This is a genomic window from Streptomyces sp. ISL-87 (assembly GCF_018614095.1).
GTDB lineage: Bacteria > Actinomycetota > Actinomycetes > Streptomycetales > Streptomycetaceae > Streptomyces.
Window position 1 is genome coordinate 39,825 of sequence record NZ_JAGGOY010000145.1, and the last position, 25,686, is coordinate 65,510.

Annotated in this window: 24 protein-coding genes; 9 read left to right on the top strand and 15 right to left on the bottom strand. The window is 72.1% G+C overall.

All coding sequences use genetic code 11. The annotated features are described in order from the left end of the window. Window positions 1-51 precede the first annotated feature (51 nt). On the top strand, window positions 52-294 hold the full coding sequence (locus tag J7I97_RS37195) for a hypothetical protein (RefSeq protein ID WP_214944536.1): 243 nt from the start codon (window positions 52-54) through the stop codon (window positions 292-294). Further along, the gene (locus tag J7I97_RS37200) at window positions 288-737 is read left to right on the top strand and encodes a DNA-binding protein (RefSeq protein WP_214944538.1); all 450 of its coding nucleotides are present in this window, start codon (window positions 288-290) and stop codon (window positions 735-737) included. Before J7I97_RS37195 ends, J7I97_RS37200 begins: the two co-directional genes overlap by 7 nt. Window positions 738-798: 61 nt before the next feature. Here J7I97_RS37200 and J7I97_RS37205 read toward each other — a convergent pair whose 3' ends face one another. Beyond that, the gene (locus J7I97_RS37205; protein ID WP_214944540.1) at window positions 799-2,082 is read right to left on the bottom strand and encodes a geranylgeranyl reductase family protein; all 1,284 of its coding nucleotides are present in this window, start codon (window positions 2,080-2,082) and stop codon (window positions 799-801) included. Window positions 2,083-2,179: 97 nt separating this feature from the next. Here J7I97_RS37205 and J7I97_RS37210 point away from each other — a divergent pair, with 97 nt between their 5' ends. After that, window positions 2,180-2,698 carry a GNAT family N-acetyltransferase gene (locus J7I97_RS37210; RefSeq protein WP_214944542.1) on the top strand — a complete coding sequence of 173 codons (519 nt, stop codon included), beginning with the start codon at window positions 2,180-2,182 and terminating at the stop codon, window positions 2,696-2,698. 21 nt (window positions 2,699-2,719) lie between these two features. On the opposite strand, the gene J7I97_RS37215 is transcribed toward J7I97_RS37210, so the two are convergent. Beyond that, window positions 2,720-3,631, bottom strand: coding sequence for a glutaminase (locus J7I97_RS37215; RefSeq protein WP_214944544.1), 912 nt, complete (start codon window positions 3,629-3,631; stop codon window positions 2,720-2,722). A gap of 5 nt (window positions 3,632-3,636) precedes the next feature. Further along, on the bottom strand, window positions 3,637-4,341 hold the full coding sequence (locus J7I97_RS37220) for a demethylmenaquinone methyltransferase (RefSeq protein WP_214944546.1): 705 nt from the start codon (window positions 4,339-4,341) through the stop codon (window positions 3,637-3,639). 309 nt (window positions 4,342-4,650) lie between these two features. Between J7I97_RS37220 and J7I97_RS37225 the strand changes: the two genes are divergently transcribed. Next, a complete protein-coding gene (locus tag J7I97_RS37225; RefSeq protein WP_214944548.1) occupies window positions 4,651-5,604 on the top strand; it encodes a DUF3152 domain-containing protein in 954 nt (317 codons plus the stop codon). 75 nt (window positions 5,605-5,679) lie between these two features. Continuing rightward, a complete protein-coding gene (locus tag J7I97_RS37230; RefSeq protein WP_214944550.1) occupies window positions 5,680-6,033 on the top strand; it encodes a response regulator transcription factor in 354 nt (117 codons plus the stop codon). On the opposite strand, the gene J7I97_RS37235 is transcribed toward J7I97_RS37230, so the two are convergent. The 4 genes from J7I97_RS37235 to J7I97_RS37250 all read right to left on the bottom strand — a co-directional run bounded on the left by J7I97_RS37235 (window position 5,999) and on the right by J7I97_RS37250 (window position 11,076). Further along, the gene (locus tag J7I97_RS37235; RefSeq protein WP_214944552.1) at window positions 5,999-6,697 is read right to left on the bottom strand and encodes a hypothetical protein; all 699 of its coding nucleotides are present in this window, start codon (window positions 6,695-6,697) and stop codon (window positions 5,999-6,001) included. The two genes, J7I97_RS37230 and J7I97_RS37235, sit on opposite strands and share 35 nt — an antisense overlap. A gap of 7 nt (window positions 6,698-6,704) precedes the next feature. Continuing rightward, a complete protein-coding gene (mqnC, locus tag J7I97_RS37240) occupies window positions 6,705-7,904 on the bottom strand; it encodes a cyclic dehypoxanthinyl futalosine synthase (protein ID WP_214944554.1) in 1,200 nt (399 codons plus the stop codon). Window positions 7,905-7,978: 74 nt separating this feature from the next. Then, a complete protein-coding gene (locus tag J7I97_RS37245) occupies window positions 7,979-10,003 on the bottom strand; it encodes a serine/threonine-protein kinase (RefSeq protein WP_214944556.1) in 2,025 nt (674 codons plus the stop codon). A gap of 224 nt (window positions 10,004-10,227) precedes the next feature. After that, window positions 10,228-11,076 (bottom strand): menaquinone biosynthetic enzyme MqnA/MqnD family protein, encoded by an 849-nt coding sequence (locus J7I97_RS37250; RefSeq protein WP_214944558.1) that lies wholly within the window; start codon window positions 11,074-11,076, stop codon window positions 10,228-10,230. A 237-nt stretch (window positions 11,077-11,313) separates the two neighbouring features. On the opposite strand from J7I97_RS37250, the gene J7I97_RS37255 reads away from it, so the two are divergent. Further along, the gene (locus J7I97_RS37255) at window positions 11,314-11,517 is read left to right on the top strand and encodes a cold-shock protein (RefSeq protein WP_030012116.1); all 204 of its coding nucleotides are present in this window, start codon (window positions 11,314-11,316) and stop codon (window positions 11,515-11,517) included. A gap of 215 nt (window positions 11,518-11,732) precedes the next feature. Here J7I97_RS37255 and J7I97_RS37260 read toward each other — a convergent pair whose 3' ends face one another. Then, window positions 11,733-13,445: a hypothetical protein gene (locus J7I97_RS37260; protein WP_308369339.1), complete on the bottom strand. Its 1,713-nt coding sequence runs from the start codon at window positions 13,443-13,445 to the stop codon at window positions 11,733-11,735. Between the two features lie 225 nt (window positions 13,446-13,670). Here J7I97_RS37260 and J7I97_RS37265 point away from each other — a divergent pair, with 225 nt between their 5' ends. After that, window positions 13,671-14,072 (top strand): hypothetical protein, encoded by a 402-nt coding sequence (locus J7I97_RS37265; protein WP_214944559.1) that lies wholly within the window; start codon window positions 13,671-13,673, stop codon window positions 14,070-14,072. A gap of 88 nt (window positions 14,073-14,160) precedes the next feature. On the opposite strand, the gene J7I97_RS37270 is transcribed toward J7I97_RS37265, so the two are convergent. Next, on the bottom strand, window positions 14,161-15,909 hold the full coding sequence (locus J7I97_RS37270; RefSeq protein ID WP_251059524.1) for a long-chain fatty acid--CoA ligase: 1,749 nt from the start codon (window positions 15,907-15,909) through the stop codon (window positions 14,161-14,163). Window positions 15,910-16,027: 118 nt separating this feature from the next. Between J7I97_RS37270 and J7I97_RS37275 the strand changes: the two genes are divergently transcribed. After that, on the top strand, window positions 16,028-17,038 hold the full coding sequence (locus tag J7I97_RS37275; RefSeq protein ID WP_214944561.1) for an AraC family transcriptional regulator: 1,011 nt from the start codon (window positions 16,028-16,030) through the stop codon (window positions 17,036-17,038). Window positions 17,039-17,092: 54 nt separating this feature from the next. Here J7I97_RS37275 and J7I97_RS37280 read toward each other — a convergent pair whose 3' ends face one another. Further along, window positions 17,093-18,298 (bottom strand): calcium-binding protein, encoded by a 1,206-nt coding sequence (locus tag J7I97_RS37280; protein ID WP_214944563.1) that lies wholly within the window; start codon window positions 18,296-18,298, stop codon window positions 17,093-17,095. Between the two features lie 292 nt (window positions 18,299-18,590). On the opposite strand from J7I97_RS37280, the gene J7I97_RS37285 reads away from it, so the two are divergent. Continuing rightward, complete coding sequence (locus J7I97_RS37285) at window positions 18,591-19,772, top strand: lipase family protein (RefSeq protein ID WP_214944565.1); 1,182 nt, start codon at window positions 18,591-18,593, stop codon at window positions 19,770-19,772. 110 nt (window positions 19,773-19,882) lie between these two features. On the opposite strand, the gene J7I97_RS37290 is transcribed toward J7I97_RS37285, so the two are convergent. The 5 genes from J7I97_RS37290 to J7I97_RS37310 all read right to left on the bottom strand — a co-directional run bounded on the left by J7I97_RS37290 (window position 19,883) and on the right by J7I97_RS37310 (window position 25,608). After that, window positions 19,883-21,463: an alpha/beta hydrolase gene (locus J7I97_RS37290; protein WP_214944567.1), complete on the bottom strand. Its 1,581-nt coding sequence runs from the start codon at window positions 21,461-21,463 to the stop codon at window positions 19,883-19,885. 292 nt (window positions 21,464-21,755) lie between these two features. Beyond that, window positions 21,756-23,624: a long-chain fatty acid--CoA ligase gene (locus J7I97_RS37295; RefSeq protein WP_308369338.1), complete on the bottom strand. Its 1,869-nt coding sequence runs from the start codon at window positions 23,622-23,624 to the stop codon at window positions 21,756-21,758. Window positions 23,625-23,725: 101 nt separating this feature from the next. Then, complete coding sequence (locus J7I97_RS37300; protein ID WP_308369337.1) at window positions 23,726-24,649, bottom strand: DUF1648 domain-containing protein; 924 nt, start codon at window positions 24,647-24,649, stop codon at window positions 23,726-23,728. Between the two features lie 47 nt (window positions 24,650-24,696). Next, window positions 24,697-25,044, bottom strand: coding sequence for a GntR family transcriptional regulator (locus tag J7I97_RS37305; RefSeq protein WP_214944568.1), 348 nt, complete (start codon window positions 25,042-25,044; stop codon window positions 24,697-24,699). Between the two features lie 90 nt (window positions 25,045-25,134). Then, window positions 25,135-25,608: a hypothetical protein gene (locus J7I97_RS37310; protein WP_214944570.1), complete on the bottom strand. Its 474-nt coding sequence runs from the start codon at window positions 25,606-25,608 to the stop codon at window positions 25,135-25,137. Between the last annotated feature and the right edge of the window lie 78 nt (window positions 25,609-25,686).

Below are 25,686 nucleotides of genomic sequence, written 5' to 3' on the forward strand. Positions count from 1 at the left end.
CGCACCACGCCCCCACGAGATTTTTCCTACCGGCGGTGTTACGTTTTGGGTATGAGCAGCCACGTCGCCCACCAGGCCGCCGAGCGGGCCGGTAAGAGATCCGTGTCGCTGGCACAATCGTTGATCAAGGAAGTTGAGGAGCGCACCGGCAAGAACGGCTTCTCCTCCGTTGTGGCCGAAGCCTTGGAGGAGTGGCTCGCCGCGCAGAAGCTCCGTGAGGTCGTAGCCGCTGACCGCAAGGCATACGGCCCCGTCTCCGCCGAGGCACGGCGGCAGGCGGAACAGGAGTGGTAAGCAAGCGCCTCAAGATCAAGGCCAAGAGCGAGGGCACGCTCGTCCTGGACGCCCAATGGCTCTCGCTGCACGTCGACGGCGACGAGGCCATGCGCGCGCGCATCGAGGTCGCTCAGCAGAGCGGCCGCCGAGTGGCGCTGTCCGCCCTGACTCCCTTGGAGGTACGCAGAAGCGGGGATGCCGCCAAGCGCCTCCAGTTCTTGCTGTCCCGCTTCGACGTGAAGCCTGTCAGTGACGCGGTGATGGACGCCGCGGCGAAGCTGCTGGACGTATCGGGCCTTGACGGGCACGAATGCCTCGTGGACGCACTCGTGGTGGCCACGGCGGCGCTCTGCACACCCCCGGTACTACTCGTCACGTCCGACAAGTCACATATCCCGGCGCTATGCAAGGCCGCCGAGGAACTTCCCGGCTCACCGAAAGTGAAGATCGTCAACGTCTGACAGCTCGTCCGGTGTGCGCTGGGCCGCCCAGCAGTGTGCCGGGCAGCCCAGCCTTGAACAATCAGGCCTTCGGGGCCACCTTCGAGAGGCCGTTGATGATGCGGTCCATCGCGTCGCCGCCCGTCGGGTCGGTCAGGTTGGCCAGCATCTTCAGCGTGAAGCGCATGAGCACCGGGTGCGTCAGGCCGCGCTGAGTGGCGACCTTCATGACCTTCGGGTTGCCGATCAGCTTCACGAACGCGCGGCCCAGCGTGTAGTAGCCGCCGTAGGTCTCCTTGAGCACCTTCGGATAGCTGTGCAGCGCGAGCTCGCGCTGGGCCGGGGTGGCCCGGGCGTGCGCCTGCACGATGACGTCGGCCGCGATCTGGCCGGATTCCATCGCGTACGCGATGCCCTCGCCGTTGAAGGGGTTGACGAGACCGCCCGCGTCACCGACCAGCAGCAGGCCCTTGGTGTAGTGCGGCTGCCGGTTGAAGGCCATCGGCAGGGCCGCGCCGCGGATCGGCTGCGTCATGTTGTCCGGGGTGTAGCCCCAGTCCTCCGGCATCGAGGCGCACCACGCCTTGAGCACCTCGCGCCAGTCCAGCTCCTTGAAGGCGGCGGAGGAGTTGAGGATGCCGAGGCCGACGTTCGACGTACCGTCGCCCATGCCGAAGATCCAGCCGTAGCCGGGCAGCAGCCGGTCCTGCGGGCCGCGCCGGTCCCACAGCTCCAGCCAGGACTCCAGGTAGTCGTCGTCGTGGCGGGGCGAGGTGAAGTACGTACGCACGGCCACGCCCATCGGGCGGTCCTCGCGCCGGTGCAGGCCCATCGCGAGGGAGAGCCGGGAGGAGTTGCCGTCGGCCGCGACCACGAGCGGGGCGTGGAAGGTGACCGGGGTCTTCTCCTCGCCGAGCTTCGCCTGCACACCGGTGATGTGACCGGTGCGCGGGTCGCGCAGCGGCTCGCCGACGTTGCAGCGCTCGTAGAGCCGCGCGCCGGCCTTCTGCGCCTGCCGGGCCAGCGTCTCGTCGAAGTCGTCGCGCTTGCGGACGAGTCCGTAGTCCGGGTAAGAGGCGAGTTCCGGCCAGTCCAGCTGGAGCCGCTGCCCGCCGCCGATGATCCGCAGGCCCTTGTTGCGCAGCCAGCCGGCCTCTTCGGAGATGTCGACGCCCATGGCCACCAGCTGCTTGGTGGCGCGAGGGGTCAGGCCGTCGCCGCACACCTTCTCGCGCGGGAACGCCGTCTTCTCCAGAAGCAGGACGTCCAGTCCGGCCTTGGCGAGGTAGTAGGCGGTGGTCGAGCCGGCGGGCCCGGCCCCGACGACGATCACATCCGCGGAGTGTTCGGAGAGGGGCTCGGTCACTGCGGGGTCTCCCGAAGGCTCGATAAAGGGTGCCCAACGGCACCGGACATGTGCAGTCTATGCAGCGAGAGAGATCGCGAACCGAAGGGCTGCCCCTGTGACCACCTCGCCGACCCGGCCGCTCCCCGCCGTACAGCTGCGCGTGCCCACGCACGAGGACGCGCACGCCTGGCACGGTGTCTTCGACGACCCCGACGTCATGGAGTTCCTCGGCGGCCCCGCCGAACTGTCCTTCTACGTGGAGTTCACCGCGCGGCAGCGGATGCACGACGCACAGCTCGGCTACTGCCTGTGGACCCTGCTCGACGGGGACGGCGCGGTGATCGGTTTCACCGGCGCGCAGCCCTGGCCTCGGGAAAAGGGCTGGGGGCCGGTCGGGGAGATCGAGATCGGCTGGCGGCTGGGGCGGGAGCACTGGGGCCGCGGCTACGCGTACGCGGCGGCGCTGGCCACCCTGGAACGGGTGCGGGAGGCAGGCGTTCCGCATGTGGTGGCGATGATCGACGCCCGCAACACCCGGTCCGTCGCGGTGGCCGAGCGGCTCGGGATGGACCTGGCCGAGGAGTTCACCACCCCGGGCGGCAACCCGGGGCGCCGCTACCGGCTGGAGTTCTGAGACCTGGGACCACCTGGAGATTCAGAACACGGACAGGCCGGTCAGCGTGGTGAAGCGGTCCAGAGCCGCTACACCCGCGACGGAGTTCCCCCGGCTGTCCAGCCCCGGGCTCCACACGGCCAGCGTGCACAGCCCGGGGACGACGGCGACGATCCCGCCGCCCACGCCGCTCTTGCCGGGCAGCCCGACGCGGTAGGCGAACTCGCCTGCCGCGTCGTACGTCCCGCAGGTCAGCATCACCGCGTTGATCTGCTTGGCCTCGCTGCGCGTCAGCAGCCGCGAGCCGTCCGCGCGCAGCCCGTGCCGGGCCAGGAACCGCCCGGCGCGGGCCAGGTCGGCGCAGCTCATCTCGATGGAGCACTGCCAGAAGTAGTGGTCCAGCAAGGTCGGCACCGGGTTCTCGATGTTCCCGTACGAGGCCATGAAGTGGGCCACGGCCGCGTTGCGGTCGCCGTGCTCCTGCTCGGAGGCCGCCACCTCGGGGTCGAAGCCGAGGTCCGGGTTGCCGCTCTCCTCCCGCAGGAACTTCAGGAGTTCGCTGCTCGCGTCGCCGGTCAGGGTCTGGAGCCGGTCGGTCACGACCAGCGCGCCCGCGTTGATGAAGGGATTGCGCGGGATGCCGTTCTCGTACTCCAGCTGCACCAGCGAGTTGAACGGGTTGCCGGAGGGCTCCCGGCCCACCCGCTCCCACAGGCTGTTCCCGCCCTCGGCCAGCGCCAGGGCGAGCGCGAACACCTTGGTGATGGACTGGGTGGAGAAGGGGACCTGCCAGTCCCCCACCCCGTGGACGTTGCCGTCGAGGTCGGCGATCGCCATCCCGAACTTCCTGGGGTCCACGGACGCCAGCGCCGGAATGTACTCGGCGGGCGTGCCACTGCCCACCAGCGGGGCGATGTCGGTCCCGATCTGCTCCAGCAGCGCCTGGTAGTCCACTGCCCCTACTGGCCCTCGGCGGGCTTGACGCCCCGGTGCAGCGCCACGATGCCGCCGCTCAGGTTGCGCCAGGCGACCTTGCCCCAGCCGGCCTTCTGCAGCAGCGCGGCCAGCGCCGCCTGGTCCGGCCACTCGCGGATGGACTCGGCGAGGTACACGTACGCGTCGGGGTTGGAGGACACCGCGCGGGCCACCGGCGGCAGGGCGCGCATCAGGTACTCCGTGTAGACGGTGCGGAACAGCGCCCACGTGGGCTGCGAGAACTCGCAGATGACGACCTGGCCGCCGGGCTTGGTCACCCGGTACAGCTCGCGCAGCGCGGCGCCGGTGTCCTGGACGTTGCGCAGGCCGAAGGAGATCGTCACGGTGTCGAAGACGTCGTCCTTGAACGGCAGCTTCGTCGCGTCGCCGGCGGTCAGCGGCAGCCACGGGTTGCGCTTCTTGCCCTCGCGGAGCATGCCGAGGGAGAAGTCGCAGGGGACGACGTACGCGCCGGTCGCGGCGAAGGGCAGGGAGGAGGTCGCGGTACCGGCGGCCAGGTCGAGCACCTTCTGTGCGGGGCGCGCGCCGACCGCCTTGGCGACCTCCTTGCGCCACAGCCGGGCCTGGCCGAGGGACAGGACGTCGTTGGTGAGGTCGTAGTTCGCCGCCACACCGTCGAACATGGAGGCGACTTCGTGCGGCTGCTTGTCCAGGGAAGCGCGGGTCACTGGCGTAGGCCCCTCGGGTCGATCGGGTACGGGCAGGCGGATACCGGGCCATTCTCGCAGGCGGCCGTCCACGGACCCGCCCGGGGCACAACTGGCCCGAAGGACAGTTACGCCGGACCGGGCGCGCCCCGTTGACTGGCGGCGGGCGGCCGGGCGGCATGGCGGTGATCACTTACGCGGAGCAGACACCGCTCCGGTCACACTCGGTGGCCCCCATGGACACCCCCATGGACACCTCCATGGACGCCTCCATGGACGCCTCCATGAACAACTCGATCAACACCTCGATCAAAAAAAGGGCTTCACACCATGCCGGCAGGCCATTCCACCGGTCGCTCCCGCCGCAGCCTCCGCGTCAGCCGCCGGGCGGCCGAGCGGCGCAAGCGGCTCCGCCGTACGCTCATCGGCTCGGCGGCGCTCGTCACGCTCACGGCGGCCGCGTACACGATGGCCCCGGACCGCGAGCTCACGACGGTCGCGGACGGCCGCCCGGGCGGGCGGTCCGAGCACGGCGGGGAGGACGCCTCCGCGGGCGAGGGCGGACACCCGGCCCCGCAGGGCGGCAAGCGGTCGCCCGCTCCCCCGCACGCCGCCTCCGCGGCAGGTGGTTCCACGGCAGGTGGTTCCACGGCCGCCAAGCCGTCGGGGAGCCCGTCGCCCTCGGCATCGGCCTCCGCCTCGGCGCCGGCCCCGGTCCCCTCGACCGGACCGGGGGTCTTCGCGGCCTCCACCGTGTCCGGGCAGCCACAGGGCAAGGGGCCCGCGCGCCGCTGGCGGGTCGAGGTCGAGGAGGGCAGCGGGGTCGACCCCGACACGGCCGCCCGCTCCGTCGAGGCGATCCTCGGGGACCAGCGGGGCTGGATCAAGGACCCGGCGTACGGCTTCCAGCTGGCCGGGCCCGGCCAGCCGGTGGACTTCACCGTGAAGATCGCCACCCCCACCACCACCGACCGGCTGTGCGAGGTGGTCACCCCCGAGCTCATCGGCGAGACCAACTGCCGGGCCGGGCACACGGTGGTGGTGAACCTCAAACGCTGGCAGGAGGGATCACCGCAGTTCAGCGGGGCGGTGGAGGAGTACCGGGCGCTGATCGTCAACCACGAGGTGGGGCACGAACTCGGCCGCGAACACGAGACCTGCCCGGGCCCGGGTCAGCCCGCCCCCGCGATGATGCAGCAGATCAAGGGGCTGCTCGGCTGCACGGCCAACGCCTGGCCGTTCGACCCAAACGGAACCTACCTGGCCGGTCCGCACGTCCCTTAGACAGGGAGAGCCGACGCCCAGGATCAGCCGGTGAGCTGGTCGTCCGAGGGCCGGCCGGGGGCAAGGAGTCACACCGTGCGCGTCGTCAGCTTCACCGTGCCCGCCTGGTTCCCCCCGCCTGCCGGACCGGAGGTGCAGAGCACGGAGGTTCAGCTCACGGAGCAGGAGTCGGCCGTGTTCCTCTGCTTGGCCACCGGCGCCTCCAACGCGGAACTCGCCGGCGAGCTGCAACTGTCCGTCAGCACCGTCAAGTTCCACGTGCACAACATCCGGGCGAAGCTCGGCGGGATCAGCCGGCTGCAAGCGTGCCTGCTGGCCGCCCTTGCCCGCAAGGACGCGGGAGCGGCAGCAGGAGCGGAAGCGGCAGCAGGAGCGGAAGCGGAAGCGGGCCCGCTCAGCGACGGCGGTGCAGCAGCCGTCCCCCGATGACCGTGGCCACGCAGCTGGTCGCGCCCTGCTCCAGCAGTGCCTGCGGGTCCGCCGCCGCGAACACCGCGAAGCGGGCCGGGGCGCCCGCCTCCAGGACCCCGTAGAAGGCCTGTTCGGCGGTGTCCCGTCCGGCGAACGGGTCCAGGGAAGACGCAGGGTGGGACGCCGCCTGCCCGGGGTCGCCGCCGGTCCCCCGCTCCCCCGGCCGGGAGGCGGGCGGCAGGACGGTCAGGCCCGAGCGGACCACCGCCGTACGCACCGCCGGGATCGTGAGCCGCCCGGTCACCGCCACCACCCCGCGGGCCAGCAGCTTCTGCGTGGCCCGCCGGGCGCTGTTGCCCCAGCGGGACTCGGTCATCTTCAGGCCGTCCAGCGCCTCGGCACCGCTGATCGGATCGGCACCGAGCTCGGTGACCTCGTACGGGTCGGCGGGGTAGTCGGGGTAGTAGGTCCGCTCCAGCAGCGCGTCCGCCCCGTGCACCAGCAGCCCCGGGGTCAGCACCCCGGGCCAGCGGCGGGTCCGCGCGTGCGGATACGCGGCGGCGAGCTCCTCGTACGGGCCCACCCGGATGATCCGGTCGCCCTCGACGAGGACCGCCCCGCCGGGCAGCGGAGCGGACCCCGCTGCGGCGACGAGGAGTTCGGCGGTGTGAAGCGTCAGCACGGGCGCGTCAGTTCGTGGAGATGAGCTTCAGCTCGGGGTGCGCCGTACCGCCTTCGATGGCGGTGGAGGAGATGTGCGAGACCACGCGGTCGTCGACCGGGTCGTTCGCCGGGTCGTCGTGCACGAGGAGGTGCTCGTAGGTCGTCGCGCGCTGCGCCGGGGTGCGGCCCGCCTTGCGGATCAGGTCGATGATCTCCTGGCGGTTGGAGCGGTGCTTGGCACCGGCCGAGGAGACCACGTTCTCCTCCAGCATGATCGAGCCGAGGTCGTCCGCGCCGTAGTGCAGCGAGAGCTGGCCCGCCTCCTTGCCGACGGTCAGCCAGGAACCCTGGATGTGCGCGATGTTGTCGAGGAAGAGCCGCGCGATCGCGATCATGCGGAGGTACTCGAACACCGTCGCCTGGGTACGGCCCTTGAGGTGGTTGTTCTCGGGCTGGTAGGTGTACGGGATGAAGGCGCGGAAGCCGCCCGTACGGTCCTGCGTGTCCCGGATCATCGCGATGTGCTCGATGCGTTCGGCGTTGGTCTCGCCGGTGCCCATCAGCATGGTGGAGGTGGACTCCACGCCCAGCTTGTGGGCGATCTCCATGATCTCCAGCCAGCGCTCGCCGGACTCCTTGAGCGGGGCGATCGCCTTGCGCGGCCGCTCCGGCAGGAGTTCGGCGCCGGCGCCCGCGAAGGAGTCGAGTCCGGCCGCGTGGATACGGCGGATGGCCTCCTCGGCCGAGACGCCCGAGATCCGCGCCATGTGGTCGACCTCGGACGCGCCGAGGGAGTGGATGACCAGCTGCGGGAAGTCCTTCTTGATGGCGGAGAAGTGGTGCTCGTAGTACTCGACGCCGTAGTCCGGGTGGTGCCCGCCCTGGAACATGATCTGCGTGCCGCCCAGCTCGACGGTCTCCGCGCAGCGGCGCAGGATGTCGTCGAGGTCCCGGGACCAGCCCTTCTTGGTGTCCTTCGGGGCCGCGTAGAAGGCGCAGAACTTGCACGCCGTGACACACACGTTGGTGTAGTTGATGTTGCGCTCGATGATGTACGTCGCGATGTGCTCGGTGCCGGCGTAGCGGCGGCGGCGTACCGCGTCGGCGGCCTGGCCGAGCGCGTGCAGCGGGGCGTGCCGGTAGAGGTCGAGCGCCTCTTCCTTGGTGATCCGGCCCCCTGCGGCGGCACGGTCGAGGACAGACTGGAGAGCGGCCTGGTCGGTCACCGGTGCGTCACCTTTCGGCGGTGTGTCAAGAGGTTCGGACCGATCCAGCCTACGCCAGCGGCCCTCGGTGGATTTCAGGGGCTACGGGTCAGGTCGCCCTCGGGGTTGCCTGCCGGGTTGTCGCCCGACTTGTAGTGCAGCGTTCCGTTCCCGTTGAGGGTGAACTGCTCGTTGGCGGAGCCGTTGGAGCAGATACCGGGAGCCGGGTTGGGGCCGCCGGACGTATCCAGCACGAGGGAGCGGTCGGTGGCGGAGGACAGCTTCCAGTCGCCGCTGCAGTCGGTGCCGAGGACGGGCAGGATCGACTTGTCCCGGGCGACGACCTCGCCGACCTTGCCGGACCTGATGGTGATCTCGAACTCGCTGGCGACACCCATGCGGGCGGTGGTGACCGTGCCCTTCCAGGTACCGGTGAGCTCCTTGGGGACGTCCTTGCGGGTGCCCTTGGGCTGTCCGCCGGTGGCGTCGCTCCTGGTCGGCCCGGCCGACGGCACCGATCCGGCGGGAGCCGAGGAGGAGGGCCGCGGACCGGGGTCGGAGGCCACGTCCCGCTTGTCCCCCTGGCCGGGCAGCAGCCCCGTCCCGTACAGCCCGGCGGACAGCCCCGCCACCACGGCGGCCGCCGCGAGCACGACGGTGCAGCTGTACCGGCGCCCGGCCGCGCTGACGGTGACCTGGCGCCCGTCGCCGTCGGGCGCGGTCCGCGGCTGCGGCACCCCACCGCCGGCCGTCTCGGTGGGGCTGCCGTAGGGGCCGTAGGGGCCGGCCGCGCCGGCCGCGCCACCGTACGAGCCGCCCGCGCCGGGCCCGGGTGGGCCGCCGTACGAGCCGCCCGCACCGGGCCCGGGTGGGCCGCCGTACGAGCCGCCCGCACCGGGCACGGCCGAGCCGCCGTACGAGCCACCCGCGCCCGCCGCGCCGGAGCCGGCCGGGCCGCCGTACGAGGGGCCCGCGCCACCCGCGCCACCCGCACCGCCCGCGCCACCGGCACCACCCGCACCGCCCGCGCCACCCGCACCGCCCGCGCCGGAGAAGGCCGCGCCGCCGTACGACGGGTCCGGGGCGCCGAAGCCGGCCCCCGGGCCCCCGTACGGGGAGTCCGTGAACGGGACCGGCCCCGAAGCGGATTCCGCGGCGGCCGCGGGCCCCGGCCAGGGATCCCCCGCCCCGCCCCCGGAGGGACCGGCGTCCAGGTCCAGCAGGGCGACGGCCGCCCGGCTGGCCTCCTCGACCAGGGGCGCGGGCAGCCAGCCGGGGGCGCCCAGGGCGCCGCCGAGGGCGGCCTCGACGGCCTGCGGTGTCGGCCGGTCGGCGGCCGCCTTGGCCAGGCAGGCCGCGATCAGCTCGCGCAGCTCCCCGGCCGGGATGTCGCCGAGCTCCGGCGGCTCGTGGACCACCTTGTAGAGGAGGGTCGCCGAGTTGTCCCCGGTGAACGGGGGCCGCCCGGTCGCCGCGAAGGCCAGTACCGCGCCCAGGGAGAACACGTCGGCCGCCCCGGTGACCCCCTTGCCCAGGATCTGCTCGGGGGACATGTAGCCGGGCGAGCCGACGGAGACCCCGGTGGAGGTGAGCGAGGCCGTGCCGTCCGTGGCCCGCGCGATCCCGAAGTCGATCAGCCGGGGCCCTCCGGCGGAGCCCGTGGCCCGGGAGGTGCCCCCGAGGGTCAGCATCACGTTGGACGGCTTCACGTCCCGGTGGACGAGGCCCAGCCCGTGCACGGCGACCAGGGCGCGGGCCAGCCCGGCGCCGATGGCCCGTACCGAGAGCTCGGGCAGCGGCCCGTACGCGGCCACCGCCTTGTCCAGCGAGGGGCCCGCCACATACCCGGTGGCCACCCACGGCACGGGCGCGTCCGGATCCGCGTCCAGCACGGGCGCGGTCCACTCGCCGCCCACCCGCCGCGCGGCCTCGACCTCGCGCCGGAACCGGGCCCGGAACTCCTCGTCGGAGGCGAAGTGCGGGTGCACGATCTTGACGGCGACGGTTCTGCCGCCCGCGCTGCGCCCGAGATAGACCCGCCCCATGCCACCCGCACCGAGCCGGCCCAGCAGCCGGTACGCGCCGATGGTCCGCGGTTCGCCGGCTTCGAGCGGCTGCATCGCGTCCCCCTCCCCCGTGTGTCCCTGTGGCCAAGCAGCACCCTATGGGCTGCCCGGGCCTTCCGGACGGCAAGCGGGGGAGATCACAAGGCCTGGCATTCGCCTCTCGTATTCCCTTTCGCATTCCCGGCCGGGGTGTCGGGAATGCGAAGGCGTCGGGAATTCCCGGGAAACGGCATATCCGCCCTTCCCGGACTCTCCGGACTACCTCCGGGTAAACCTGATCAGCGGTCGAGGAGCTCCACGGACACGTCCGCGGCGTAGCCCGTCGTGGGTCCCGTCCGGCGTGCGAATTCGCGTACGCCGGCCAGCTGCTCCGGTCCGAAGCGGAAGTCGAGGGTGGTGAAGTACCGCTCCAGCAGCTCGGCGTCGAAGGCCTCCCAGCGGGCCGCCTGCTCGGCGACCTTGGTGACCTCCTCCAGGGAGACGTCACGGGAGGCGAGGAAGGCCTCGTGGACCTCGCGGACGAGGGCCGGTTCGCGGTCGAGGTAGTCCTTGCGGGCGGCCCAGACGGCGAAGACGAACGGCAGCCCGGTCCACTCCTTCCACATCAGCCCCAGGTCGTGCACGGCCAGGCCGAGCCGGGGGGCGTCGTGGAGCGAGGCGCGCAGCGCGGCGTCGCCGATCAGCACCGCCGCATCGGCCTCCTGCATCATCAGCCCCAGGTCAGGGGGGCAGGTGTAGTAGTCGGGCGAGACCCCGTACCTCTCGGAGAGCAGCAGCTGGGCGAGGCGTACGGACGTCCTGGAGGTCGAGCCGAGGGCGACGCGGGCGCCGTCCAGCTGCTCCAGGGGCACCTGCGAGACGATCACGCAGGACATCACCGGGCCGTCGCAGCCGACGGCGAGGTCGGGGAAGGCGACGAGCCGGTCGGCGTTGCGGAGGAACTCCACGAGGGTGATCGGGGCGATGTCCAGCTCCCCCTGGACCAGTCGCTCGCTCAGCTTCTCGGGGGTGTCCTTGGTCATTTCCAGGTCCAGCAGCGTGCCGGTTCTGGCCAGCCCCCAGTAGAGCGGCAAGCAGTTCAGGAACTGGATGTGGCCGACGCGGGGCCGGCTGCGATAGACGTCCACATCGCGAGACTAGCCCCCGTGTCCACGTCAGCCTTCGCACGGGTCTCAAACGTCCGAGTGACGTGATCTTTCCCTCTGGTCTCGGCCGCAGGGTGCGTGCTAGGCTCGACGCAAGTTGCAGTTTGGTTTCCCTTGCAGTACGAGGCCTGCGGAGAATGTGACCCGCAGGCTTTTGTAGTTTTCAGACTTCTTAGCAGGTTCTGGAGCAGGGCGACCCTTTGGCCCATAGGAGGGCTCATGGCTACCGGAACCGTGAAGTGGTTCAACGCTGAAAAGGGCTTCGGCTTCATCGCCCAGGACGGCGGCGGCCCGGATGTCTTCGTCCACTACTCCGCGATCAACGCGTCTGGCTTCCGCTCCCTCGAGGAGAACCAGACCGTGAACTTCGACGTCACGCAGGGCCCGAAGGGCCCGCAGGCGGAGAACGTCACCCCGGCCTAGTCGCCTGGGCCAGCCGGATCGCGGTTGGATTAGCAGTACCCAAGGAGCCCTGCCTCCTCCGTGCGAGCGGAGGGGACGGGGCTCCTGCCTTTTGCGGCTCCTGCCTTTTGCCTCGGCCTGGCCCGGCCGGGCGGAGAACCGTCAATGAAGCGCGCCGCCCGCGCCCCCCGGTGGGCCGGGGGGGGCGGGCGGCGCGTGAGCAGACAGCTAGGGAATTAGGGCTGCGGCTTCGGGTCCGCTTCGAGCTTCGCGGTGATCTTGACGTCCAGGACGAGCTCGATGCCCTCCGAGGTGATCACGCGGAGGTGGTACGTACCCGGGGCGACGTCCGTGGTGAACAGCTCCGGCAGGGCGATCTTGCCGTCGGCGGTGGTCGGGGCCAGGTCCAGCGAGTTCAGCTTCGCGCCGTCCGCGTCCTTGAAGTACGGGCCCTTCGCGGTCGCCTGGTCCACCGGCTGCCACTTCCCGGCCTCGTCCTTCTCGACCAGCGCGGCGGTGGTCTTCGTACCGGCGACCGGCTTGCCGCCGACCGTGGCCAGCAGCTGCACGCCCTTGATGCTCGTACCGGCGGCGGCCTCCATCGGCTGCGTGCCGTCGGTCCGGGTCAGTACGACCGGCTGAGGCGTGACCGTGCCCTTGAAGGTGACTGTGACCTGGCTCGAGGTGTAGGCCGAGGCCCGGAGGGTGAAGGCGCCGGCCGTGGCGCCCGCCTTCAGACCGGGCGCCTGCGCGATGCCCTCGGCGTTCGTCTTGACCACCAGGTTGTCGTCCGTCCCGAAGGCGGTGCCACCCGTCTCGTCCTTCTCCACGACGAAGATGACGTCCTGCCCGGCCGCCGGCTTGCCGTCGCTGAGCACTGCCTTGACCCGCGGGGCCGTGGTGAAGAAGGCCCCTGCCTCGGCCTTGAGCTCCGCGTCGCCGAGCACCTCCAGCTTGGCCAGCTTCGGGGCGGGCGGCGTGGGCGGCTTCGTCGGCTCGGTGGGCTTGGGCGTGGGCGTCGGGGTCGGCTTGGGAGTCGGCGTCGGGGTGGGCGTCGGCGTCGGCTTCGTCGACGGGGTGGTCGACGGCGTCGGCGTCGGCGTCGGCGTGGTCCGCGGCGGCTGCGGCGTGGGCAGGGTGCCCGTCGTCGGCGGGGTCGGGAAGCTCCCCACGGGCGGGTTCGGGATCTCGCCGACGCCGCCTTCCTTGTACTGGCGCATGTAGCCGAGCACGGTGTTCACGTACTCGCGCGAGTTGTTGTAGCTGAGGATCGCCCGGTCGAGCGCGGCCGGGTCCGACAGGTTCCGGTCGCCCGCGCACAGGTAGAGGCCCGCGCCCAGGGCGGCGTCGTAGATGTTGTTCGGGTCGCGCTTGGTGTCGCCGTTGCCGTCGGCGCCCCACTTCGCCCAGGTCGAGGGGATGAACTGCATCGGGCCCACGGCCCGGTCGTACGCGGTGTCCGCGTCCCATTCACCCTTGTCCGTGTCGCGGACCTCGGCGAAGCCGTTGCCGTCCAGGCGCGGCCCGCGGATCGGCTTCTCGGTGTATCCGTCGGTCTTGAGCCCGTATCCGGAGGCGTGCACGGACTCGATCCTGCCTATGCCCGCGAGCAGTTGCCAGGGCAGCTTGCAGCCGGGGAGCGCGGCGGCCACGGAGAGTTCGGCGCGCTTGTAGGCGTCGAGGGCGGTGCCGGGTATGCCGCTGGCCCCCTCCGGCACCCCGCCGGTGGTGGCCGGGGGCACCTGCGGGTCCGCGATGTCGCCGGGCAGATCCAGCCGGGCGTCTCCGCGGTCGGTGGCCTGGGGGCTGTCCGGGCTCGGCTCGGACTCGCCCGCGTCGGCGGTCGATGGACTGGTCACCACCGCTGCGGTCGTCAGGCTGGCCGCGAGCGCGGCCGTGCACAGGACCTTGCGCGAGGTGTTGACAAGGTGACGGTGAAGCGGCTTCACGGTGCGGAGATCCCCCCAAGGCGGCCAGCAAGGCGTCAGGCCGGTCGAGCCATGAATGTTCTGTCTATCAGGTCTTCGGATCTGACTCGCCGTCGCCCTCGGATATATGACGCATATATGACGCACCATTCGTCTCGGCTTCACCCGCTCTCGGGCCGAGACGTCCAGCCGGGCGGACAAAAGATCCCAAGTCGCCTCTCACGGGCGGCGGCTAGGTTCTAGGCCATGACCAATGCCAATGCACTGATCTACGACAAGGCGTTCCGCGACCGCGCCGACCGGAGGCAGACCTGGGGCGTGTTCCTGCTCCTGGTGGCGCTCGGGATCTGGCTCTGGGTCGCCTACCAGCTGCTGGCGCCGTTCAGCATCAGCGGCACGAGCCACGACCTGGACTGCGGCTCCCGGGTCTTCTACGACGCCGGGGAGTCCGGCAGGAAGTCCTACGCCGAGGCCGAGGGCCAGCGCTGCGCCGCCGAACGGGACTTGGCCGACCCGCTGGCCCTGCTCCTCCTCGCTCTGCCGTTCGCCGTCGGCGGCGCCTTCCAGTACGCCTCGGGCACCTTCGCCCTGCGCATGAGCGAGCACGCGGCGGAAGTGGCCCGGCTGGAGGCCGCGCGGGAGAGCTGAGTCCGCGGCTGCGCCCTAATCCGCGTACTCCGGCCCATGCCCGTGCCCCCGCCCTACCCGTGCGCCCCGCCCTACCCGTGCCCCCGCCCTACCCGTGCGCTCCGCCGTACAGCGCCTCGATCTCCGCCGCGTAGCGGGCCGAGACGGCCGCGCGGCGGAGTTTCAGGGTGGGGGTCAGGGTGCCGGCCTCGACCGAGAAGTCCTCGTCGAGGAGGTGGAACGCGCGGACGCGGGCGGGGCGGGAGACCGTCGCGTTGGCCGCCGCGACCGCCTCCTCGATCAGGGCGCGGACCGACGGGTGGCCGGCCAGGGACTCCCCGGGGTCGAGCGACTCCCGGACCGCCCACGCCGCCACCTCCTCCGCGTCCAGGGTGATCAGCGCCACCGGGTGCGGGCGGTGGTCGCCGATCAGCACCGCGCGGGAGACGTAACGGGAGGCCTGGAGGGCGAACTCCACCTCCGTCGGGGTGATGTTCTTGCCCGCCGAGGTGATGATCAGCTCCTTCTTGCGGCCCGTGATGCGCAGGAAGCCCTCGCCGTCCAGCTCGCCCAGGTCGCCCGTGTGCAGCCAGCCCCGCGCGTCCAGGGTCCGCGCCGTCTCGGCCGCGTTGCCGTGGTAGCCCGGGAACACCATCGGCCCCCGGGCCAGTACCTCCCCGTCCGGCGCGATGCGGACCTCGCAGCCCGCGATCGGGCGGCCCACCGTGCCGTACCGCACCGCCCCCGGGTGGTTGAGGCTGATCACCCCGCCGGACTCGGTCATCCCGTATCCCTCGTACACAGCGATCCCGCACGCCCGCAGGAAGTCCAGCGTCGCCGGGGCGATCGGTGCCCCGCCGGTCAGCGCCCACTTCAGACGGCCCCCGAACGCGGCCCGGACCAGGGAGTACAGGGACTTCTCCGCCGCCTCGTGGACCGGGCGATCCGACTCCGGAAGCCGGCCCTCCGCCTCCAGTACGCCGACCCGGACCGCCTCCTCGAAGCGCTTCCGCCCGCCCTCCTGGGACTCCGCCAGCGAGAGCACCACCGCGTGGACCTTCTCGAACAGCCGGGGCACCGACGGGAGGTGGGTGGGGCGCGCCTCGGCCAGCTCGGAGAGGACGTCCTCGATCCGGCCCCCGAAGTAGCACAGCTCCCCGCCCTCCAGCAGCGTCGTGAACTGGATCAGCTGGGCCAGCAGATGCGCCAGCGGCAGGTACAGGTACGTCGAGTCCCCCGGCCCGCCCTGGATCAGCGGGAGCGTCGCGTCTTGGATCGCCCCCAGGTTCCCGTGCGTGAGCCGGCACCCCTTGGGCAGGCCCGTCGTGCCCGAGGTGTACACGATCGAGGCGTCCGCCGAGGCCGCCACCGACCCGGCCCTGGCGAGGAGTTCCGGCTCCGGGGCCTTGTCGAGCCCCCTCAGCCCGTCCATCACCACCACCTCCCGCAGCCCCGGCAGTTTCCCGCGCAGCACCTCCACCCGCCGGGCCTGCGCCGTGTCGTCGCAGACCGCCACCACCGCCTCCGAGTCCGACAGGACCCAGGCCAGCTCCTCCTCCCCCGCCGTCGGGTACACCGGCACCAGGACCGCGCCCGCCGCCAGGATCCCGAAGTGGGTGTACGTCCACTCCGGCCGGGTCTCCGCCAGCACGGCCACCCGCTCGCCGGCCGCCACCCCCAGGCCGAGGAGCGCCCGTCCCGCCTCCCGGACGCGGGCGCGCAGTTCCCCGTAGGAGACGGTGGCCCAGCCCGCCCCCTGCCGGAACCGCAGGGCGGTCTCCTGCCCGTACCGCTCCCCCGCCCACTCCGTGAACACCGCCAGCGTCTGCGGTCGCGCCATGTCCCGTGCAGCGTCCATCGCCCTCGCCTCCCTGGGGTCCGTACCGACGAAGCTAGGCACCGGGAAGGTCCCGGCGGCATGACCGGAAGCGTCACCCCCGCTGACCTCAGCGCTCAATGGGGCTACCGTCAGACCCATGGGGAGGCGGACGATCACCGTGCACCATGTGCGCGCCGTGCTCGCGGGGGCGGCGCGCGGCGGCATCGACACGGTGCCGCTGCTCCAGGAGGCGCAGATTCCGCCGCTGCTCCTCGGCGACGACCGGGCGCGGATCACGCCCGCGCAGTTCGCCCGGCTGTTCCGGGCGCTGTACCGGACCACGCAGGACGAGTTCCTCGGGCTGTCCTGCGTACCGAGCCGCCCGGGCACCTTCGCGATGATGTGTCACGCCTCGCTGGGCTGCCGTGATCTGGGCGCGGCCGTCGAGCGCGCGGCCGCCTTCTACGGGCTCTTCCCCGGCGGGCCGGAGCTGGCCCTCGAAGTCGAGGGCTCCGAGGCCCGGTTCACGGTGCGCAACGACTTCGCCCGCGACGAGGAACGTTTCCTCACCGAGTGTGTGCTCGCCATCTGGCACCGGCTGAGCAGCTGGCTGATCGGGCGCCGCATCCCGCTCGCGTATGCCGCCTTCTCGTACCCCCCGCCGCCGCACAAGGACGAGTACGAGGTCCTGTTCGACTGCCCGGTCCGCTTCGGCGGGGACCGCACGGAGGCCGCCTTCGCCGCGCACTGGCTGACCGCGCCGCTGGTACGGGACGAACCCGCGCTCGACGCGATGCTGCGCCGCGCCCCCTTCGACCTGCTGTTCCGGCCGGAGTACGGGACCACGGTCGCGGAGCAGGTGCGCCGGACCCTGACCCAGCAGCTGCGCAGCTCGCCGCGGCTGCCGGCGCTCGGGGAGGTGGCGGCCCGGCTGGCGGTGTCGCCGGCGACGCTGCGGCGCCGGCTCCAGCGGGAGGGGACCTCGTTCCAGCAGCTGAAGGACCATGTCCGGCGGGACGCGGCGATCGCGGGGCTGGCGGAGAGCGGTGAGCCGATCGCGGAACTGGCGGCCCGGCTGGGCTTCTCCGAGGACACCGCCTTCCACCGGGCGTTCCGCCGCTGGACGGGGACGACCCCCGGCGCGTACCGCATCGCGTCCGGGGGCTGAGTCCGTCGGCCCTTCCGGCCCCACGGGCCCCTCAGGCCTCTCGGGCCCCTCGGCTCAAGGCACGTTCGCGACCGTCTCGCAGTTGACGGCGACGTCGGCGGTGCCCGCCTCGCCGTCGCAGGTGTCGGTGTTCGCGCCGCCGTCGAGGAAGTCGTTGGCGGGGCCGGCGAAGATGGAGTCGTCGCCGGCCTGGCCTCGCAGGTTGTCCCGGCCGCCCGCCGTGCCGGCGGTCGCGTCGCCGTCGAAGTTCGAGTTGTCGCCGAAGATGAGGTCGTTGCCGCCCCCGCCGTCGATCGAGTCGTCGCCGGCCACGGTGACGGAGGCGTCGCCGACCGAGCTGTCGCCGATGAGGATGTCGTCGGCGGAGCCGCCGATGATCCTGTCGTTGCCCGCGCCCCTGGCCTGACCGCCCGTGGGATCGCCGATGTTGTGGTCGCCCAGAGCGAAGACCCCGCCGTCGGTCCCCATGTCCACGAGGTCGTTGCCGCCGCTGCCGATGGCCGCCACGATGCCCTCGCTGTCGCCGACGATGCTGTCGCCGGTGCCCAGTCCGGCCCGCAGGATGTCGCTGCCCGCACCGGTCGCCGTCCCCCCGAAGGGAGTGGCCGAGTCCCCGAGCAGGCCGTCGTCGCCGTTCCCGCCGTCGAGCAGGTCGTTGCCGCCGCCCTGGGCGTCGCCTCCGAACGCGACGCTGTCGCCGGTGATGTGCTCGTCGTCGCCGTCCCGGCCGTACATGAGGTCGGTGCCGCCGCCGCGTGCGTTCCCGGCGGCCTCGGTGAAGGAGTCGCCGATCATGAAGTCGGCACCGGCGCCCCCGTCCATCTGGTCGTTGCCACCGCCTTCGGCGTTGCCGCTGGCCGTGTACGAGTCGCCCACCATGTCGTCGTCGCCGTCGCCACCGCGCAGTTCGTCGTTGCCGCCGCCCAGGGCGTTTCCGCCGGCGAGGGCGATGTCGCCGCGCATGATGTCGTTGCCCGCGCCGCCATCGAGCCGGTCGTTGCCGAGGCCGCCGATCAGCGTGTCGTTGCCGCCCAGGCCGCAGATGATGTCGTTGCCGCCGAGGCCGTTGATGACGTCGCCCGCGGCCGATCCGACGATGACGTCGATGCCGGGTGTGCCGTTGATCGTGCCGGTGCCGGTCACGGTGGCCGGGATGCCGAAGCAGGTGGGCGCGGCGGCGGTGGCGTGGCCGGGCGGCATCCCGAGTGTGATCAGCGTCGCCGTGACGATTCCCACGGTGATGATGGTGCTGCGTCTCATGCGTGTCCTCCGACGGTCCGTAGCGGAATCGGGGGAGGAATGCCCTGCGCGAAGCGGTGCGCACGCGGTGTGTGCGCCTACTGACGCAGTCATTCCATCGTATGAGTGCTCTGTACGTGGCTCCGGCGGAGCCGGGTGGGTCAGCGGTGGCAGGACCTGGGGCTGAACACGGCGATGACGGCGGGTGAGATCCCGGGTCAGGAAAGGTGAGCTGCGCGGTCAGCGACCTTCCGACCGGTCGGTCACTACCTTCTCCTCACTGACCCCGCACGGACCGTTGGGAGAGCCGCCCATGCGTTTCCGAAACCCCCCGCGCATCCGAAGGACCGCCCTCACCGCCCTCGCCACCGTGGCCGCCCTGGCCCTGCCGGCAGGGATCCCGGCCTCGGCCACGGCATCCGCCGCCGAGGCCACCGCCCGCCCCGGCGACATCGTGAGCAGCGCGCCGTCCGCCTTCCACCCGCTGCCCGGACAGCCCACCAACACCAAGGCCTGGACGGTCCATTACCGCTCCACCACCGCCGACGGCGCCCCGAACGTGGTCTCCGGCACCGTGATCGTCCCGCAGGACGGCCGCACCGGCCCGCGCCCGCTCATCACGTACGCCGTCGGCACGGTCGGCATGGGCGACTCCTGCGCCCCGAGCAACAACTTCCCGTACGGGACCGGCCTGGAGGCCAACCTCATCCAGCAGCTCACCCTGCGCGGCTGGGCCGTGGTGGTCACCGACTACGAGGGCCTCGGCACCCCGGGTGTCCACACCTACACGGTCGGCCCCTCCGCCGGGCACGCCGTCCTCGACGCGGCCCGCGCCGCCACCCGGCTCCCCGAAGCCGGCCTGTCGGCGGACACGCCGGTCGGGATCATGGGCTACTCGCAGGGCGGCCAGGCCAGCAGCTGGGCCGCCGAGCTGCAGGGCTCGTACGCCCCGGAGTTGCAGGTCAAGGGCACGGCGACCGGCGGTGTCCCGGCGGACCTGATGAAGGTGGCCGACTTCAACAACGGCTCCTACGGCTCCGGCCTGATCTTCATGGCGGCCGCCGGGCAGGACGCGGCCTTCCCGGAGCTGAAGCTGGACTCCTACCTGAACCCGGCGGGCAAGGTCCTCGTCGACGGCATGAAGGAGGGCTGCGTCGCGATCGACGCCATCGCCGGCTCCTTCAAGCGGATCTCCGACCTCACCACCCGCGACCCGCTCGCCCAGCCCGACTGGCAGGCCCGCCTGAACCAGAGCCGGCTCGGGCGGACCGCCCCGGCCGCGCCCGTCTACCAGTACCACGCACTCGGCGACGAGCTGATCCCGTACTCCGTGGGGCGCGGGCTGCGCTCCGACTGGTGCGCGAGGGGCGCGAACCTGGAGTTCGACACCATCTGGGTCGGTGAACACGTCAGCGGCGTGATCACCCACTCGCTGGAGGTCGGCGACTGGATGGCGGACCGCTTCGCGGGCCGGGCGACGCACGCCAACTGCTGACGCCTGTATCCGCCTTTCCCGCCTGTATCCGCTTCCCCGCCTGTATCCGCTTCCTCCCTGTATCCGCTTCCTCCCTGTATCCGCTTTCCCTCCTGCTCCGCCCGGCGCTCTCACTGCCCGGCGGGGCAGGACCGCGTCCCGCCCGGGAGCCGGCCGTCGACCAGGAAGCGGTTCACGTAATCCCGTACGCAGGGCGAGGCCGCATAGCCGGTGTGCCCGTCGCCCTTGTAGTCCAGGACCACCGCCGAGCCCAGCCGGCGGGCGGTCTCCTCGGTCCACTCGTACGGGGTCGCCGGGTCCCCGCGGGTTCCGACGAGCAGCATGCGCGGGACCCCGCCCGGGCGGTCGATCCTCCGGATGAAGTCGGTCCCGGCGGGGCGTCCGTAGCAGGACAGTACGGTCATCAGCTGCATCGGCCCGAAGATCTCCGAGGCCTTGAGGAACTCCCCCTGAAGCCCCTCGATCTCCTTCTCGATGGCCGCCGGAGTGGCCTTGTCGTTCCCCCGGTCCGGATCGTCCGCGCAGTTCACGGCTGTGAGCGCGGCCTCGGCGTTGTCGGCGGGAACCTTCGGCGGCCCGTCGCCGCCATCGTCCGCCGGCGGGTCCACCGGCCCGCCGATCTGCATCAGCCCGACCGGGTCCCCGTCCCGCTCGATCATCCCGAGGGCTTGTTCGAGTGCGGGCCACGTCTCCTTCGAGTACAGGGCGGCCGCCACCGCGCCCACCACGTCCTGCCCGGTGAAGTACGAGCCGTCCTCGCCGATCAGCGGCTGCTCGTCGAGCCGCGCCACGAGGGCGTTGACCTTCTCCTTGGCGGTGCGGGTGTTGGTCCCGTAGACGCAGCTCGTCCGGCGGGCGCACCAGGTCAGGAAGTTGTCCAGGGCCCGCTGCTGCCCGCGCGCCGATACGAGGGCCTGCTCGGCGAGCGCCTCGGTGAGGGTGTCGACGCCGTCGAGGACCATCCGGCCGGTCTTCTTGGGGAACTGCGCGGCGTACACGGCGCCGAGCCGGGTCCCGTAGGAGAAGCCGAGGTAGTTGAGCTTCTTGTCGCCGAGTGCCTGGCGCATGACGTCCATGTCGCGGGCCACGTTGACGGTACCGATGTACGGGAGCACCGGGCCGGAATGCAGCTCGCACCGTCTCACCACGGCCCGCAGCGCGGCGAGCTGCGAGGCGGCGTCCTCCCTGGCCTCTCCGGGCGCGTCGGCCGTCTCCTGGGACCCGCCGCAGGAGACGGGCTCGCTGTGCCCGACCCCGCGGGGGTCGAAGGCGACGAGGTCGTACCGCTTGCCGAGGTCCGCGAAGACCTTGGGGTCGGCGGCGAGGCTCTCGATGCCGGGGCCGCCGGGGCCGCCGTAGTTCAGGAGCACGGACCCGAGCGGTTTGCCACCGGTGGCGGGAATCCGTGCGAGGGCTACCTTGACGGTCCCCTTCGCCGGGGCCGCGTAGTCGAGCGGCACCTCGACCGTCCCGCACCTCATCCCGTCGGGCACGGGCCGCTCCGGGCAGTGCCCCCACCGGATGCGCTGCCCGTAGAACCGTTCCAGGGGGTCGGCCGGACCGGGAACGGCCCCGAGCCCGGCGAACGCCAGTACGGCGGCGGCTGCGGTGGCGGTGACGGTGGCTGCGGTGACGGTGGCTGCGGTGGTGGCGGTCGCTGCGGCGGTCTGGGAGCTGCGGGAACGGTGCACTGCACCCTCCTCGGGTGACCCCCCGAACCGGTCAGCCCACCATAAGCGCGCTCCGCGGCTACCGCTTCCTGGCCTCGACGATCTCCACCTGGGGGTGCTCGGGCGCCCGGCGGCCGGGCATGGACACGGTCACCTCGGTGGGCCAGGACGCGCCGCATGGGGCAGGTTTCGGGGGCAGGTTTCGGGGACCGGCCGGAGGCCGGGGGCGGCGGGCGGGGGTCGGCAGGGGTCCCTCGTACCTCACCGGGGTCGTGGCGGCGGACTTCACGGGGGCGCGTCGCGGCGCCGGATCTCACCGGGCGTCGCGGCGCCTGTACAGCCCCTCGATCTCCCGCTCGTAGTCCCGGGCGATCGCCCCGCGCCGGAGTTTCATCGACGGGGTCAGATGCCCCCGCTCCTCCGTGAACTCCCCCGGCAGCACCGCGAACCGCCGGATCGACTCCGCCCGCGACACCAGCCGGTTCGCCTCGTCCACCGCCCGCTGGAGGTCGGCCAGCAACTCCTCGTCCTCGACCAGCCGCCCGATCGGAACGCCCTGCTTCTTCCGCATCTGCCGCCAGTGCAAGAGCCCCTCCGGCTCCAAGGTGATCAGCGCGGCCACGTAGGGCCGGTTGTCCCCCACCACCATGCACTGCCCCACCAGCGGATGCGCCCGCAGCCAGTCCTCCAGCGGGGCCGGGGCGACGTTCTTCCCGCCCGAGGTGATGATCAGGTCCTTCTTCCGCCCGGTGATGGTCAGGTACCCCTCCGCGTCCAGCTCGCCGATGTCCCCTGTGGCCAGCCACCCGCCACCGGGCACGGCAGCGGCAGCGGTGTTCCAGTACCCCGCGAAGACGTGCCGGCCGCCCAGCAGCACCTCCCCGTCGTCCGCGATCCGCACCGCCGTGCCCGGCAACGGCCACCCCACCGTCCCCAGCCTCGGCCTCAGCGGCGGCGTGACGGTGGACGCGCCCGTCGTCTCCGTGAGCCCGTACCCCTCGAAGACCTCGATCCCCGCGCCGGTGTAGAAAGCGGCGAGCCGCCGCCCCAGCGGGGAGCCCCCGCTCAGGATGTACCGCACGCGCCCGCCCAGCGCCGCCCGGATCCTGCGGTACACCAGCGGGTCGTACAGCGCCCGCGCCGCCCGCAGCCCGATGCCGGGCCGCTCCCCCTCGACGAGCTCCCCGTACCGCTGCGCGATCCGCGCGGCCCGGTCGAACGAGGCCGCCCGCCCCATCCGCTCGGCCGTCGCCCTCGCCGTGTTGTAGACCTTCTCCAGCACATAGGGGATGGCCAGCAAGAACGTGGGCTGGAACCCGGCTAGGTCCTCCAGCAGATCCTCGGTCCGGATGCTCGGCGCGTGCCCCAGCTTCACCCGCGCCCGCAGGCACCCCACGGCGACCATCCGCCCGAAGACGTGCGACAGCGGCAGGAACAGCAGCGTCGACGCCGGCTCCTTGCTGACCGACTTGAACACCGGGTGCAGCAGCTCCACCGCGTTGTCCACCTCGGCGAAGAAGTTGCCGTGCGTCAGCACACACCCCTTGGGCTGTCCGGTGGTTCCGGAGGTGTACACCAGCGTCGCCACCGAGTCCGGCGTCCGTGAGGCCCGCCGGTCGTGCACGGCGGCGTCCGGCACGTGCTCCCCCGCCTTGACCAGCCGCGCCACCGCCCCGGTATCGAACTCCCAGAGGTGCGCCAGCCACGGCAGGCTGGCCCTCTCGGCACTGATGATCCGCGCCTGCGCGGTGTCCTCGACAGCGCAGGCGACCGCCCCCGAGTCGTGAATGATCCACCGCGCCTGAACCGCGGACGAGGTCGGATAGACGGGTACGGTAACCAGCCCGGCCGCCCACCCCGCGAAGTCCAGCAGCGTCCACTCATAGGTGGTCCGCGCCATGATGGCGAGCCGGTCCCCCTCGCGCAGCCCCTCGGCGATCAACCCCTTGGCCACGGCCAGCACTTCACTCGCGAACTCGGCGGCGGTCACATCCCGCCAGGACCCGTCCGCCTCCTTCCGCGCGAGCACGGCATCCCCCGGCGCGGCGGCCGCGTTGTCGAACGGAATATCCCCGAGCGACCCTCTCCCCACCACCCCGGCCAGCGCGGGCACCGCCACCTCGCGCACCACCCCGCCCACCACGCTCTTGACGGGCTCCACCAGCTCCGGCTCGGCATCCACGGCACGTTCTCCTCGCCTCGACAGGAGTTACCGCCGGTAATCTACGCACGAGTAACCGCCGCTGAACACCCCCTGGACAGCCCGCGCCCCGCCGGGCTTCGTCAGGGCCTGCCGGGGCGGTCGGTGGCGAGGGAGTTCAGGAGGGCGGCGCCGCGGGTGGCGTCGTCCACGCTTATCGCGAAGTCCTTGCCCTTGGCACGGATGACCAGGCATTCGCCGCCGCGCAGCATCACTGTGGTCCCGAGCCCGCTGAGGCGGTAGCCCCAGCCGCCGACCTGGGCCGCCGTCCGGTGCTCGACGCGCGCCGACTCGATGTCCTCGGCGGCCCAGCGTCGCACCGGGTGGCCGAACGGCCCGAAGGCCACCTCCAGGCCCCGCTCCGTCACCCGCGCCCGCACCGAGGAGCAGCCGAGCACCAGTACCGAGACGAACGCGAACGGCGCGACCAGCGCCCAGTGCAACTCCGTCAGGCCCACCACCCCTACGAGCCAGGCCGCCACCGCCACCACCCCGGAGACGGCCCCGGTCAGGCTCAGCCACGGGTTGGCCGCGCGGGAGAGCCATACCCGCCGCTCACCCTCGGGGATCTCCATCGTGAGGCGCCCGTCCGCCGACTCTCCTGCGGGCAACGACTTCTGGCGGTGGTGCGTCATGAATGCGGCCAGGCCGATGGCCGCGGCCACCGCGACCGTCGCCACGGCCCAGGCCGTCACCGAGTCCGCCTCGCGCCAGTCCGACCGGTCCAGGTTCGCCCGCACGATGGACGCCTGAGCTCCGGCCAGCAGCACACCGCTCGGGAGCAGCGTGACACCCGCCCATCCGCGCACCACCCGCCAGCAGGCCACGCCCCCGACGAGCACGGCCCAGATCAGCGCCGGGGCCAGCGTCGCCGCCCACAGCGGCAGGGAGCCGTCGGGCCCGCCGGAGGCGCCCCAATGCGTCGCGAGGCGCCGGGGCAGCCGGTCGCGCGCCGCCAGCGGCATCGTCACGAGCAGTACGAGGATCCCGGCCGCCCAGCCGGCCACACCCCACGCGGCTGCGTTCTCCCGTAAACCACGGTAACCACGGTCTTTCACGGCGCCCCCTTGATCATCTCTATGAGATCGGCCTTGCCGTAGCCCAGGCGCGCCCCGTCGGCCACCAGCTCGCGCACCCGCTCCACCAGCGCCGACCGCCCGTCCGCCGCGCCGGCCACGGTCACTCCGCGGCCGCGCCGGAACTCCAGCAGCCCTTCGTCGCGCAGTGCGCGCAGCCCCCGTAGGACCGTGTTCGCGTTGACGCCCAGCGCCAGCGAGAGCTCGCGCGCCGGGGGAAGCCGGTCGCCCGGGGCGCATTCGCCCTCGGCGATGGCGCGCCGGATGGCGCCCGCCACTTGCTCGTGCAGGGGGCGGCTGTCTTCGGTGCTCAGCCTCAGCAACATGATGCTATTGACGTTAGCACCATGCGCTTCATTTTCAGATGTCAGATGCCAGAAGTCAGACGTCAGACGTCGGACGTCGGACGTCGGACGTCAGACCCGCGTCGGGGGCCTGTTCGCACCGCCGGGGCCGGTCGCGGGGAGGGAGCGCAGGCGGATGCCGTGGCGGGTGCGCAGGCGCAGCAGCTCGTAGGCCGCGATGGCCGTCGTCGTGGCCGCGCCGCCGATGGGCAGGAGGACCGAGTCCTGGGGCCATTCGCCGAACGGGAAGAAGGCGTCCTGGAGGACGAACTCCCAGGCGAGCACCACGGTGATGATGGCCGGCAGCGCCTGATGGACCTCCACCGTGCGGAACATGTGCCGGGAGATGGCGGGCACCGCGTGGAAGACGAACCCGATCCCGCGGGCCAGTCCGTAGATGCCGATCGGGGCGGCGATGAACGACGCCGGGCTCGCCCCGTAGAGGGAAATGATCCACAGAGGCACCGCCACCGAAACCGCTGCCAGCAGGACGTGGCCGAGAAAGGCCCCCACGGCGGTCAGCGGTCCCGGTAACCGCGCGAGCATCCGGCGACGCGCGCCCGACCGGGCCGCCGCGATTACACCCCGACCACACCGGAACCGTGCCGAGTAGCCGAGGGGGAT

Excerpts from the sequence above, each read along its gene's own strand:
- J7I97_RS37195 (WP_214944536.1), top strand. The coding sequence starts at position 52 with ATGAGCAGCCACGTCGCCCACCAGGCCGCCGAGCGGGCCGGTAAGAGA.
- J7I97_RS37225 (WP_214944548.1), top strand. The coding sequence starts at position 4,651 with ATGCCGGCAGGCCATTCCACCGGTCGCTCCCGCCGCAGCCTCCGCGTC.
- J7I97_RS37245 (WP_214944556.1), bottom strand. The coding sequence starts at position 10,003 with ATGCAGCCGCTCGAAGCCGGCGAACCGCGGACCATCGGCGCGTACCGG.
- J7I97_RS37255 (WP_030012116.1), top strand. The coding sequence starts at position 11,314 with ATGGCTACCGGAACCGTGAAGTGGTTCAACGCTGAAAAGGGCTTCGGC.
- J7I97_RS37265 (WP_214944559.1), top strand. The coding sequence starts at position 13,671 with ATGACCAATGCCAATGCACTGATCTACGACAAGGCGTTCCGCGACCGC.
- J7I97_RS37270 (WP_251059524.1), bottom strand. The coding sequence starts at position 15,909 with ATGGACGCTGCACGGGACATGGCGCGACCGCAGACGCTGGCGGTGTTC.
- J7I97_RS37275 (WP_214944561.1), top strand. The coding sequence starts at position 16,028 with ATGGGGAGGCGGACGATCACCGTGCACCATGTGCGCGCCGTGCTCGCG.
- J7I97_RS37280 (WP_214944563.1), bottom strand. The coding sequence starts at position 18,298 with ATGAGACGCAGCACCATCATCACCGTGGGAATCGTCACGGCGACGCTG.
- J7I97_RS37285 (WP_214944565.1), top strand. The coding sequence starts at position 18,591 with ATGCGTTTCCGAAACCCCCCGCGCATCCGAAGGACCGCCCTCACCGCC.
- J7I97_RS37305 (WP_214944568.1), bottom strand. The coding sequence starts at position 25,044 with ATGTTGCTGAGGCTGAGCACCGAAGACAGCCGCCCCCTGCACGAGCAA.
- J7I97_RS37310 (WP_214944570.1), bottom strand. The coding sequence starts at position 25,608 with ATGCTCGCGCGGTTACCGGGACCGCTGACCGCCGTGGGGGCCTTTCTC.